The organism is Burkholderia sp. AU6039 (assembly GCF_002223365.1).
GTDB lineage: Bacteria > Pseudomonadota > Gammaproteobacteria > Burkholderiales > Burkholderiaceae > Burkholderia.
Genome location: NZ_NKFK01000007.1, coordinates 575848 through 588987 on the forward strand (window position 1 = coordinate 575848; position 13140 = coordinate 588987).

At 66.7% G+C, this 13140-nt stretch carries 10 protein-coding genes; 4 read left to right on the forward strand and 6 right to left on the reverse strand.

Annotated features, from left to right (window positions below; genetic code table 11):
- Positions 1 to 10: 10 nt before the first annotated feature.
- Both CFB39_RS34660 and CFB39_RS34665 read left to right on the forward strand, forming a co-directional pair.
- Positions 11 to 1714: a cyclic peptide export ABC transporter gene (locus CFB39_RS34660; protein WP_089476347.1), complete on the forward strand. Its 1704-nt coding sequence runs from the start codon at positions 11 to 13 to the stop codon at positions 1712 to 1714.
- Between the two features lie 200 nt (positions 1715 to 1914).
- The gene (locus tag CFB39_RS34665; protein ID WP_089476348.1) at positions 1915 to 2805 is read left to right on the forward strand and encodes a LuxR C-terminal-related transcriptional regulator; all 891 of its coding nucleotides are present in this window, start codon (positions 1915 to 1917) and stop codon (positions 2803 to 2805) included.
- 304 nt (positions 2806 to 3109) lie between these two features.
- On the opposite strand, the gene CFB39_RS34670 is transcribed toward CFB39_RS34665, so the two are convergent.
- Positions 3110 to 3931, reverse strand: coding sequence for a helix-turn-helix transcriptional regulator (locus CFB39_RS34670; protein ID WP_089476349.1), 822 nt, complete (start codon positions 3929 to 3931; stop codon positions 3110 to 3112).
- 217 nt (positions 3932 to 4148) lie between these two features.
- Between CFB39_RS34670 and CFB39_RS39855 the strand changes: the two genes are divergently transcribed.
- Positions 4149 to 4448, forward strand: coding sequence for a hypothetical protein (locus tag CFB39_RS39855; RefSeq protein ID WP_144030363.1), 300 nt, complete (start codon positions 4149 to 4151; stop codon positions 4446 to 4448).
- Between the two features lie 864 nt (positions 4449 to 5312).
- A complete protein-coding gene (locus CFB39_RS34675; protein WP_089476350.1) occupies positions 5313 to 7061 on the forward strand; it encodes a cholesterol oxidase substrate-binding domain-containing protein in 1749 nt (582 codons plus the stop codon).
- 351 nt (positions 7062 to 7412) lie between these two features.
- Here CFB39_RS34675 and CFB39_RS34680 read toward each other — a convergent pair whose 3' ends face one another.
- From CFB39_RS34680 to CFB39_RS34700, 5 genes are all read right to left on the reverse strand, one after another.
- On the reverse strand, positions 7413 to 8231 hold the full coding sequence (locus tag CFB39_RS34680; RefSeq protein ID WP_089476351.1) for an aspartyl/asparaginyl beta-hydroxylase domain-containing protein: 819 nt from the start codon (positions 8229 to 8231) through the stop codon (positions 7413 to 7415).
- Between the two features lie 92 nt (positions 8232 to 8323).
- Entirely contained in the window at positions 8324 to 9571 is a 1248-nt protein-coding gene (locus CFB39_RS34685) for an MFS transporter (RefSeq protein WP_089476352.1), read from the reverse strand.
- Positions 9568 to 10011 carry a GNAT family N-acetyltransferase gene (locus tag CFB39_RS34690; protein ID WP_089476353.1) on the reverse strand — a complete coding sequence of 148 codons (444 nt, stop codon included), beginning with the start codon at positions 10009 to 10011 and terminating at the stop codon, positions 9568 to 9570. Before CFB39_RS34690 ends, CFB39_RS34685 begins: the two co-directional genes overlap by 4 nt.
- 7 nt (positions 10012 to 10018) lie before the next feature.
- Complete coding sequence (locus CFB39_RS34695; protein ID WP_089476354.1) at positions 10019 to 11464, reverse strand: serine hydrolase; 1446 nt, start codon at positions 11462 to 11464, stop codon at positions 10019 to 10021.
- Between the two features lie 79 nt (positions 11465 to 11543).
- Positions 11544 to 13139: an MBL fold metallo-hydrolase gene (locus tag CFB39_RS34700; protein WP_256991527.1), complete on the reverse strand. Its 1596-nt coding sequence runs from the start codon at positions 13137 to 13139 to the stop codon at positions 11544 to 11546.
- Between the last annotated feature and the right edge of the window lies 1 nt (position 13140).

Consider the following 13140-nt stretch of genomic DNA (forward strand, 5'->3'; position numbering starts at 1 on the left):
TTGGCCATTCATGGATTCCGCTCAAAGCAAATCGCCGCCCTGGCATTCCGCCGTCACGCTGATGTGGCGCAGTCATCCCTGGCTGACGCTGGGCACGGTCCTGACGGGCCTCGTCAGCGGCATCGCGTCGATCGTGGGCGTCGGGTTGATCGGCACCGTGCTGCGCGACCCGTCTGATCGACAGACGCTGCTGCTGATGTTCATCGCGGTGAACGTCATCGCGGTGGTCTGCAGGAGCGGCGCGGCCGTGATGCCGTCCTATGCGTGCATGAAGGTCATGACGAGATTGCGCGTCAACCTGTGCAAAAGGATCCTGGCGACCCCGCTCGATGAAATCGACCGACGCGGCGCCCCCCATGTGCTGACCCTGCTGACACAGGACATTCCGCAGCTGAGCCAGACGCTGCTCACCATCCCGACGATCATCGTTCAATCCGTCGTGCTGATCTGCAGCATCGTCTATCTCGCCTATCTCTCGTGGATCGTTTTCGCGTCGACGATGATCCTGACCCTCGTCGGCCTGGTGCTTTACCTGTTCTTCTATCGGAAGGCGGTCAATTTCACCGAGCGGGTTCGCGATGAATTCGTCCAGTTCAACGAATACACGCATGGCCTCGTGTTCGGCATCAAGGAGCTCAAGCTCAACCGGGCGAGGCGTCGGTGGTTCACCCGGGCCGCGATCGAACTGTCATCGAAGCGCGTGGCGGGATTCAACTACATCGAACGCTTCTGGTTCATGAGCGGCGACAGCATCGGCCAGATCACCGTCGCGGTCCTGCTCGGCTTCCTGCTGTTCGGCGTGCCTTCGCTCGGCGTCGTGGATCCATCCGTCCTCACGGCGAGCATCCTGGCCGTGCTCTACATGATGGGGCCCTTGACCATGCTGATCAATATCCTGCCGGTGGTGGCCGAAGGCAAGACCGCGCTCGCCCGGCTGGCGGAATTCGGTTTCCTGATCGATGACACGCAGGACGCACGCAATGAGCCGCCCGTTCCGGGCACCGTGTCATCCCCATCGCCGAAGTCATGGAAGGTCATCGAGTTGAACGAGGTGACGATGAACTACCGCGACAATGAATCGTCGGCCGACTTCGTGCTCGGCCCCATCAACATGACGATTCATGCCGGAGAACTCGTCTATGTGATCGGCGGCAACGGCAGCGGCAAGAGCACGTTGGGCAAGGTCCTCAGCGGCCTCTATGCGCCGACCGGCGGCACCATTTCGCTCGACGGGAAAGTCATCGACGACGATGCCCGGGAACGCTACCGCAACCTGTTTTCCGCCGTCTTCACCGATTTCCATTTGTTCAATCGCATCATCGGGCCGGATCGGGGCAATGACAGCATCGAGCTTGCCCGGAAGTACCTCGACACCCTGAAGCTGGCGGACAAGATCGAGATTTCCGGCCGCACCTACTCGACCACCCGGGCGCTATCGACCGGGCAACGCAAGCGCCTGGCGCTGCTTTGCGCGTACATCGAGGATCGTCCGATTTACATCCTGGACGAATGGGCCGCCGATCAGGATCCGGTCTTCAAGCGATTCTTCTATGAAGTGCTGGTTCCCGACCTGAAATCCCGCGGGAAATGCGTCGTCATCATTACCCACGACGATCAGTACTTCAAGCTGGCGGACCGGGTCATTCGCCTCGATAGCGGCCGTATCTTCTCCGATACGGCCGTGTGCGCCGTCCCGGCCGAAGCCGCCGGATGAGCCGCGATCCTGATGGGGACACGATGCGCGCCGTCCGTCGCCAACGGGCGGAACGCTCGCCGTGCGCCGTACCGGATTCGACGACCGGCGATGCGTCTGTCCCGGCAAACCGTTACAGACGCATTCGCACGCGGGTGTTTAAATCATGTCGGCATCCATGCGCACACGCGCAGCTTCAACGTCTCATCAGGAATCCTTTCATGGAGTTCAGCAGATTGTTCGCACACGTCGGCGAAGCGATCTCGAGCAGCGGGAGCCGACGTTTCCCCCGAATGATGTACAACCTGATCGCCGCGGCGGTCCCCGTCGACGAGATCCGCATTTCGGAGCTGGCGGTCGACGACTCACCTGACGGCCATCCCGCGGTGCGCAGCCTCGGCGCGGTCGGCGCGGCGCTCGCGAAGGCCGGCGTGGCCGCCGCCTGTTGCGGGCCGCAGATGCCGTCGCGCCCGGGGGCGAGCCCTCTGCACGTCGACGACACGCTCGCCGGCCACGGCGCGATTCACGCGCAGCTCGACCGCTTCATCGTCATGCAGGCGGCGGTCGTGTCGCCGCGTTACGCGCAATTCCACCTCGTGACCCGCAAGCGGGGCCACTGTTACGTGATCTCGTTGTATCGCACGTGTACGTTCGACGATTTCTCGCCGCAGGAGCGAACCTTCCTCAAGGAACTCTCGCACGTGCTGTTTCCGATCGTCGAGAGCCATGTCGCGGCGCTCGATGCGACGCCACCGGCCGCCCATGTGACTATCGCCGCGCCGCCGGCGACGCAATCGGGCCGGGAGCGCGTGGCGCGGCGGTTCGCCGAGCGTCTGCGGCAAGCGGGCGTCAAGCTGTCGACGCGCGAGATCGAGGCGTGCACGGCGCTGCTGGCCGGCGACACGGTGCCCGCCATCGCCATGCGTTTCGCGCTGCGCGAAAGCACCGTCGAGACCTACCTGAAGCGGGCCGCCGTCAAGCTGGGCTTCAGCGGGCGTCATGGCCTGACGCGCTGGATGCTCGACGAGACGGCCGGGGCCGCGACGGAAGCGGGCGGGGACGGCATGCGAAGCGTGCGGCGCGACTACGCGTCGCCGCGCATCGGAACCTGAGGGCCCGCGGCCCGAACGGGCCCATACGGCGGCACGGCGTGCGTCCGGTGCGGCCCGCCAGGCACTTCAGCGCGCGCGACGCCGACGCAGGCGACGCGCGAAACACCATGGGACGACTGCCGCCGGTTTCCATCTCGCGTCGCACGTCGGCAATCTAGCCGGCACCGCAACCCGCGCTGCTGCACCCGGTGACACCGTCGTCATCGCCCGCAACGACGCGCGTCGGCGCGGGCGCGTGCGCGTGCGGCAGCCATCCAGGCTAGTCGGCCGGCAGCATGCGTCGCACGTCGGCGGCGTGTCGGCGTCACGCCGCCGACGCGCACGGTACGGAATCGTCGATCATCCATTTCGTGAGCCCGTGCCGGCCGCTGATGCCGAGCTTCACCGCGGCGCGCTTGATGTACGTCTCGATCGTGCTCTCCTTCACACCGAGCTCGCCGGCCATTTCGCGCAGCATCTTGCCCGCGAGCAGGCCGAGGCACACTTCGTTTTCACGCGCCGACAGCACGACCCGCGCGCGCGCGAGCCGCGATTCGAACTCGTGGCGCAGCGCGTCGACGCCGGGCAAGCCTGCCGTCGCACCGGGCGCCGTCGCGCATTCGAGCGTGCCGTGCCGACGCGTCGACGCATGCCACTCGACGAGCGGCAACAGCGTATCGGCGAAATTCTTCAGGAACGACATCTCCTGCAACGAGAAGTCGCGATGCGATGCCGTGCGATGCAGCGAGATCACGTAGCGCCGATTCGCCTTGCCCGACACGAGATGGCACTGGAATCCGCCGCCCGGCCCGCGCGGCGGCGCGACTTCGCCGCCATTGCCACGCCGCAACAGCGGATTGATGTGAATGAGCTGCCGGTCGCAGGCCGCCAGGATCCGGTTCAATGGCGGATGCGCGGCCGGTTCCCGCTCGCCGTGCGCGGCCGGCGCACCGCGCCCGTCGCCGCCCGGCGCGCCGAACGCGCCGAGCGATTGCACGCGGACGACTTCGCCCGCCGGCTCGTCGAGCGTCCATTCAGTCATCCGGGTGATCGCGAGCGGAATCGATTCGACCAGCAATGCATGCATGTCGGATGCGAACCGCTCACTGCCGGCGCTCGAAATCACCTTCCCGAGCTTCGCGAACATCTGACTCTCCTTGTTGTGCGTGCTTGAGGACCTGGCGCAACGCCGGCGCGCGCGAGCCGGCACGGTTGGCGCGGCGCGCGTCGGGTCGCGCTGTGTCGCACGCGTTCTCAGGCGGGCAACGCGCGCCGCCGGCGCGCGATCCGGAACACGCCATGCGCGTGCGAATGATCGTCAGGCGCGGCGAACGCCGCCGCGTCACCGACGATCGAACAGACCGATGACGAGCGAGAAACAGGCACGATGTTTCCTCCGTATCGGACAGCGCGATGCGGCGGGCGTCGCATCGATGGACGTTCACGACGGGCAACGCTGCCAGCAGCCGAAACGTCCATTTCGGTCGATGCGCGTGGCGGGACGAAAACGCGCCGCCGACGGACGTGCTGAAGACCTGAATCGGACAACCCGGCGCCGGCTCGAAGCAGGCGCGCTCCCAGCGAATTCAACGAAAAATGTCGATCAAAAAGCGAAACGATTCTTTCCATTGAATTTGATCCATGTATATCCCAGCCGCGTATGATAGCTATGATTTAAGACATTTGCAGTTAACCCGAAATTTATTTTTAAAACGACATCGCCCGATAACCGGAAATCGGCATTATTATCAACGCACGAATAAATCAACATTCGTTTACCACGAACTTTGGTAATAATCGGCCGAGCGACGCTTACCACGAATTTTCATCCGGGAGCGCTATTCGAGAGAGGAATTGTCGGATTTCACCAGCCCCCCCGCTCATCGAGCTGGCTTCAAGGCATATCTTCCGGACGTTATTTCGATTCGCTCAACAATCGATTCAATATGCGCGACGGCAAAGCATAGTTTCCGCCCCAAGCCCACGGCTGCCGGCCTCCGAGACCGGCGTTGCAAAAACACCCACAAAGGGCGAAGCCATTTCCCGTCATAAAATTTCCATATTAAATCAGTCGGAATTCGTCAATTCCACCGCTTGTCTCCCGATAGATAAATTGTTACGCTTTCGACCGAAATATACGACGCATCATCAATCAACCTTGAACTGCGGTCGGGTTTATTTAAAAAATCGAAACATGACGATTAATATTCACGTGAAATCATCTTTTATCGATTGCCGCGGCTAGCGCTTCGCCGCACGCGATTCCGTCGAATTTCCCTATCCGCTTGTCGACAGAACAGGCCGACGGCCAATTGCAGCAATCTCCCGACGGTTTTTCGATTTCCTTTTAGACGCCCGTGGTGATGCGCGGCCACGCATTGCCGGACGCATCGTTCTTTTTCAATCCTGCCGTACCCGAGCGCAACGCTTCCCGAGCGTCACGCCTGCATCGATTGCCACACCAGTCTCAACGCGTCATTTGTCGTCTTTCCAATCTTCAAAACAATGCCGAAAAATTGGAGCACACCATGAGTCACGACTTCCGAGACGAACCCGCGCCGCGTCGCGCCTTCCTGGCCGACATGGCAAAACTCGCGGCGGCCGGCATCGTCACCGGCTGGACACCGCTCTACCAGATCGCGGCACACGCGCGGACGGCCGGCGACACGCCGCCCGGCTTCCCGGCCGACATCCCGCTTTACAAGCAGGCGTTCCAGAACTGGAGCGGCGAGATCGCCGTGCAGGACGTATGGACCGCCGCGCCGCGCTCCGCCGACGACGTCGTCGCGACCGTCAACTGGGCGCGCGCGAACGGCTACCGGATACGCCCGCGCGGCTACATGCACAACTGGTCGCCGCTGACGCTGGACCCGGGCGCCGGCGCCGCGAACCTCGTGCTGCTCGATACGACGAAGTCGCTGACGGCCGTCTCCGTCGACACGTCGGCACGTCCGGCGCGCGTCACCGCCCAGACGGGCGTCTCGCTGGAGTCGTTGCTCGCGACGCTCGAGCCATATGGCCTCGGCGTGATTGCCGCGCCGGCACCGGGCGACATCACGCTCGGCGGCGCGCTCGCGATCGATGCACACGGCACCGCCGTGCCGGCGGCCGGTGAAACCTTGCAGCCGGGCCATACCTGGGGCTCGCTGAGCAATCTCGTGGTCGCGCTCACCGCGGTCTTGTTCGATCCGGCCCGGCAGCAATACGTGCTGCGCCGCTTCGAGCGCGGCGATCCCGAGATCGGCGCGTTCCTCGCGCACATCGGGCGGGCGTTCGTCGTCGAAGTCACGCTGACGGCCGGCCCGAACCAGCGGCTGCGCTGCCAGAGCTACGTCGATATTCCGGCATCCGAACTGTTTGCCCCGGCCGGCTCGACGGGCCGCACGATCGCGTCGTTTCTCGATCGCTCGGGCCGGGTGGAAGCCATCTGGTTCCCGTTTACGACCAAGCCGTGGCTCAAGGTCTGGACGCCGACGCCCAGCAAGCCGTTCCTGTCGCGCGCCGTCACGCAGCCGTACAACTACCCGTTCTCCGATTCGATCTCGCAGACCCTCTCGGATCTCGTCAAGCGGATCGTGATCGGTGGCGAAGGTGCCTTGACGCCGCTGTTCGGCCAGACGCAGCTGGCCATCACGACGGCCGGTCTCGCACTCACGCTCAGCGGGGACATCTGGGGCTGGTCGCGCACCGTGCTGCAGTACATCCGGCCGACGACGCTGCGCGTCACCGCGAACGGCTACGCGGTGCTGGCGCGGCGCGCCGACGTGCAGCGCGTGATCAGCGAATTCGTGCAGTTCTATCAGAACCGCGTCGACGCGTACAAGGCGCGCAACGAGTATCCGATGAACGGTCCCGTCGAGATCCGCGTCACCGGTCTCGACAAGCCGGCCGATGCCGGCGCGGGCGCGGCCGTGCCCGCGTTGTCCGCGCTCAAGCCGCGCCCCGACCGGCCGGAATGGGATACCGCCGTGTGGTTCGACATCCTGACGTTGCCGGGCACGCCGGCCGCCGATCGCTTCTATCGCGAGATCGAGCAATGGATGCTCGCGAACTACACCGGCTCGTATGCGACGGTGCGCCCGGAATGGTCGAAGGGCTGGGCCTATACCGACACGGCCGCCTGGCAGGACGACACGATGCTCACCACCACGATTCCGAACCTGCATCGTGAAGGCCAGCCGCCGGCCAGCAGCTGGGATACGGCGCGCGCGACCCTCGAACGCTACGACCCGCACCGGATCTTCCGGTCGCCGCTGCTCGACCGGATGATGCCGTAGCGAGCCCGGCGGAAGCCGGCTGCCATGGCCGCCACGGAACGGATGACGATGCGCGAACCGTGCAGGTTCGCAAGGTCATTCAGGATGTGGCGGCCGGCAGGCTGGAACCGTGGCGAGCGGCGGCACGGCTGAATCGACGACCCGGCAGGCTCGCCTGCGGGACGCCAGGCCGCGGCGGGAGCACGGCCTCGAAGCGCTCCGGCCCATGCACGACTGTCGAAGCGATTGCCGGATGCGGCGCGTGATTCGACAACAGCGCCGCGCAAAACCGCACCGGCCCCACTGCCGTCGGTCGATCGTCAAAAGGCGACCGCCTGCCGCCGGTCGCCCGCAGCCGGTCGCCCCCCCGCCTTACGCCGCGGCCGCTTCCGCCCACGGCGGCCGGAAATCCAGCCCGAGATGCTGGCTGATCGCGGCGTCGAGCCGCTCCACCGCGTCCCGCTCGATACGCGTGATGCCCGGATGCCAGATGTCGACGAGCAGGCAAACCCGCGGCTCGTTGCTGTCGTTCCAGCTCTCATGCTCGAACGTATCGTCGAAAATGATCGCGCGCCCGTCCGGCCACTCGCGAATCTCGTCGCCGACGCGCAGCCGCGAGCCGCGCGGCACGATCAGCGGAAGCTGGCAGGTCAGCTTGAGATTCGTCGTGTCCGTATGCGGCGGAATCCGCGTGCCGCCCTGGATCACCGAGAAGATGAACGCGCCGCTCGGGCTGAGGAAGTCCTGCACCTGCCGCATCAGCGCCGCGGTGCGCGGGCAGCGGCGGCAATTCTCCTCGACCTCGGGCTCGCCCTTGCGCCTGAAATAGAACGACCCCCAGTCGTTGCGCCGGATCGACTCGAAACGCCCGGCCACCTGCTCTTCGTACGGCAGCAGCATCGGCGTGGTCACCTGGGCGAGAAACTCCTCGCGCAGCACGTCGACCGACGCCTCGAGCGTCGACGTGAACGCCTCGAGCGCCGGATAGTCGGACGCCTCGTACCACGGCTTGCCGTCCAGCCCCGGGAAATAGAACAGCAGCGGCCGCTGATGTTTCGGCAACGCGGGCAGCGGAACCCGCCCCGTGTTGATGTCGACGAACTCGATCACGCGTTCGAGCTCCGCTGTCCCGTACTGCGACACGAGCGCCTCCAGCGTCTCGTGAATCGCGATGCGCATCTCCTGTTTCAAAGTCGATCTCCTTGGCTATCGTGGGGTGACAAACAACAAAATTGCCGCGTCCGCATGACGCATCACACATGCATCGAAACGGTGCGCCCGGCCTACGCGCGCGCCGTCGTCTTCGCCTCCTCCATCGGGTCGGCGGCCCAGCCGCCGATCGACGCGCCGTACCCGGCCGCCGACGCGACCAGCACGCCGACGCCGCACCACACCGCCTGCACGCCCCACTGGCTGACCAGGTAGCCGAGCAGGATCGACGCGATCATGCTGCCGAGCTGGAACACCAGCGAAAAGAACGAGACGGCGCGCGATCGCAACGCATCGGGCGTCCGGTGATGCAGCACCGCGTTGACCACCGCGCCGGCGATGCCGAGGAACAGCGCGACCCCGCTCAGCACGGCGCCGAACGCGACCACGTGATTCGCCCAGCGCGTCAGCACGAGGCTCGCGGCGAGCCCGGCGAACGGCAGCGACACGGCGAGCGCCGGCCGTGCGGCGCAATGCTTCATCACGCGATACGAAACCCAGCCGCCCGCGCCCTTGACGACCAGCATCAGCGTGAGGAACAGGCCGAACGCCCAGGTCGCGCCATGCATCGGCACGAGCGTCTTCAGCACCACCGGCCAGTAGCTCTCCAGCACCGACACGACGCCGCCGAGCAGCATGCAGAGCAGGATCAGCGGCCGCACCGCGCCGCCGTGCCACGCGAAGCGCACCAGTTCGCGCAGATCGTCGCGCATCCTGCCGGCCGGCGCGGGCTCGGGCGGCGCCTGCTCCGCCTCGGCGAAAAACCACGACGTCAGGCCCAGCAGCACGATGAACAGGCCGCATGCGAGCGCCAGGCCGATCCGGTACGGGTTGTCGAACAGCCGGCTGCCGATCAGGTCCGGGAGCACACCGCCGACCAGCGACATGCTCGCCAGCCCGAGCGCGGAGGCCAGCTCCGCACGGCCGAGAAAATAAGGAATCCGGTTCGTCTCGCCATGCTCGCGCAGCAGGCCGACGTACCACGCGTCGACGGTGCCGGAACTCATCGCGCGCGCGACGCCGAAGCTCGCCGCGGCGAGGTACAGCACCGGCTTCTGGCTGAAGCACAGCATCAGCGCGCAGCCGATGCTGTTCATCAGCAGCGAGACGCGATAGGTCCGGATCCGGCCCACGCGGTCGGCCATCGCGCCGAACGGCAGTTCCAGCGCGATGGTCGACAGGCTGAACACCGCCGCGTAAAGCCCGATCTCGAACAGCGTGAAATGGCTGTGCAGCAGGAACAACGTGACGACCGGCAGCACGAGGCCGAAGGTGCCCCACAACGCCGCCTGCTGCAGGCAGTACCGCAGGTGGACGGTCATCGGCCGTCCTTGCCGCCGGACTCGAGCAGCAGGTACTCGCCGTCTTCCGAGCTGCCGGCGCCGATCTCGACGAAACCGCACGCGGCATAGAACGCCTGCGCCGGCACGTTGGCGCGCAGGCACTTGAGCCGGTAACGCGTGGCCGGCCAGCCCGGCAACGCGCGCAGCAGCGCCCGGCCGATGCCGCTCCGGTGGTGCGACCGGTGCACGTGCAGGTGATGGATGAAATGGTCGGGCTCCCAGACCGACACGAAGCCGGCGAGTCGCCCGCGGTCGTCCTCGGCGACCCTCAGTCGCTCGCCTTCCGTCTGGGCCTCGAAATCGGCCAGCTGGAACGCGCTGGCCGGCAGCCAGACGAAGGTCTCGCGGCGCGAACGCAGGAACAGTTCGCACAGGGCCGGCGTATCGGCGGCCACGGCGTCACGTACGATGATCTTCATGATGCGCTTACCTCGCGGCAGTCGTGGTTGCCGGGCCCGCACAGCCCGGCAGGCTCGCCATCACGTCGGCGACGAAACGTTCGGTATCCCAACTGTGGTCCACCGTCGCGCCCAGCCGCGTGATGACCGCGCGGCACGACGGCACGATCACCACCAGCTGGTGATTGAAGCCGTCCATCATCATCAGGTCCGCCGGCAGCGACGGAAACCGGCGCGCGCCGCCGACGCCGGCGTTCAGCCACAGATGCGCGCCGAGCCGGCCGTCGTGCCGCGCCGCCTGGGGCGTCGCCATGAAGCGCACCCAGTCCGGCTCGACGATGCGCGTGCCGCGCCACACGCCTTGCTGCAGGATCAACTGGCCGAGCTTCGACCAGTCCCGCGCCGACGCCAGCATGTAGCTGCCGCCGACCAGCGTGCCCGACGCGTCGGGCTCCATCATCGCGGTGCGGATGCCGAGCGGCTCGAACAGCCGCGCCCGCGCGAACGGCACGATGTCGAGCGGCCGCGGCGAGATCGCGCGCGCGACGATCTTCGCGACCAGCACGCTGCCGCCGCTCTGGTAGTCCACCTCGCGGCCGGGCGCGACCTTCAGCGGCCGGCTCGCGACGAAGCGCGCCATGTCGGTCGACTGGTACAGCATCTTCGTCGTGTCCGAGCCGGGCAGATAGCCTTCCTGGTAATCCAGCCCGCTCGTCCATTGCAGCAGGTTGCGCAACTGGATCGCCTGGCGCGGGTCGCCGGGTTGCGCCCAGTCGTCCAGCAGGTGATCCTGCGTGAGCGTCAGCTTGCCGTCGCGGGCCAGCACGCCCGCCAGCAACGCGGTGACGCTTTTCGTCATCGACCAGCCGAGCAACGGGGTGTCGGCCGTGACGCCCGGCGCGTACCGCTCGCCGACGAGCTTGCCGTCCTGCCGCACGACCACGGCCAGCGTGTTGCGCAGCGACGCGGGCGACGGCTCCGCCATCGCGCGATCCAGCACGGCGCTCAGCGCCGGCAGCGGATCGGCCGGCGCGACATCGTCGGCGTTGCCGTAGTGGTCGACGTAGCCGGCATCGGCCGCGGCGGGCGGCAGCGCGAGGCCGCGGCCCGCCGCGCGCAATGCGTCGATCGCGGCGGCCGGCGCGATCGTGCAGCCGAGGCCCGGCCGGTACAGCGCGACCGTCGAACGCAGCACGCCGAGCCCGGCGGCCTCGACGGTCTGTCGCGCACGGTCGATCCGGTACGTGACGAAGTTGAACAACGGATTGATCGGCTTGACTTCGCGCGCGAACAGCGCACGTGCATCGCCGTCGCCGCCGGCGAGCGCGCGCACGCACAGGTAATGCGACGCGTAGCCGGTGGCGGCGGGCAGCGCCCAATACAGCAGGCCCGCGACGATCACCAGCAACAGCACGGCCGTGGCGGCGAGCATCTTGAAGGCGGCAGCGACACGGGACGGATGACGATCCGGCATGGGAGTGGTTTCCTGGTTCGACGATTCGACGAGACGAGACGACACGACACGATGCGGACGGCCGCGTGGCCGCCCGCGCTCAGAGGATGATTTCCTTCTTCAGGTACAGCCGCTCGGACTGGATGTCGTGCGCGTGACAGCGGGCGATCAGCTTGTCCGATTCGACGATCGGCAGCGACGTCGGCGCGTATTCGATGCTGGAGATGAACTTGAGCCACGGCTCCGCGCCCATCGCATAGACGAACACCTGGCGCGGCGCGAAGCACTCGACCAGCGGCCACGCGCGCTCGCAGTCGGAGCCGTTCAACCGGCGGTTCTGGTCGAACTGGCGCCCGAGCGGCTCGTTCAGGAGCGCGCCGTACAGCCACGACATCGGCGCACCTTCGCATTCCATGCCGATGAACAGCGTGCCGATCCGGCCGATGCGCTGCGCGATACGCTGGTACAGCTCCGGCTGCAGGTTGTTCGAGTCGGCCGCGAACAGCATGCTCTTGCCGTCCACCTTCAGCGCGAACGCCATCTTCGCGGCGATATGCAGATCGCCGTGCTCGCCGAGGAACGGCAGCGCCACGATCTCGCCGCCCGGCACGGGCATGCTGTCCAGCTCGCCGACTTCGACCACCCGCTCGAACCCGCACGCCTCGAGCGCGAGCCGGATCGACGGGTCCTGCAGGAACCCGCCATGGCTGCGCGGCACCACCAGCGTGCCGATCCGGTGCCGCAGCTGCAGCAGGCTCTCGAGCACGATGTGATCCTGGTGGTTGTGGGTGAGCAGCACGTAGTCGATGCGCTCGGGCAGATCCGCGAACGTGAACGGATCGTCGCCCTGGCCGAGCGGATAGCCGACGATCGGATCGGTCAGCAGCGAAAATTCCGCGGTTTCGACCAGCACCGTTGCATGGTTGAAGTAGCGCACCCGCACCGGCTGCCCCGCGCGCGCCGGCGCCGACGGCGGGCGCGGCGGCGGCGCGTCGGTGAACCAGGTTTCGAGCGCCGCGCGCCGCTCGGCACCGCCCTCCGCGTGAACCAGCAGGCGATCGATCAGATCCGGCGCGGCGCCCGCGCGGCGGGCCGCGAACAGTTCGTCGTACAGCGCGTCGCGGAACGGCAGGCGGATCTGCACCATGTGCTCGTCGGGAAAGCGCGGCGTGCTGAGCATGAAGCTCCGGTCGTCGCTGGTCGCGAGGAAGCCGTTCACGCTCTGCAGCGCGTCGAGATAGCCGGCGCTGTCGTACAGCAGCCGCTCGAACAGCCGGTACGACGCGTGGCCGCGCAGGTCGTAGCCCAGCTCGACGAAGCCCTTCAACGGCTCGGGCACCCGCGCATACAGCGGCGACAGCGTGTCGCCGCCCCCTTCCCGCGCGAGCAGCTCGTCGAGCTCGCGCAGCGCGTCCGCCAGCGCCAGCAGCGGCGCGGCGCGCGTACGGGTGTCGCGGATCAGCGCGTCGACCGCCGGCACGAGCTCCCGGCCGCCGTTGAGGAACGGCCCGCCGGCCATCTTCGCGGCGGAACGCCGGTGCAGTTCGGGCGCGCGAATGAAGGATTCCATGATGCGCAGGTGCACCTGCTTCATCACCAGCGCGCAGGTCGCCGGCTGCAGCAGGAACGTCCACGCATACCACTGATTGACCAGCGGTTCGAAGACGACGTTCGGTTTCAGGTAGATCTGGGTCATG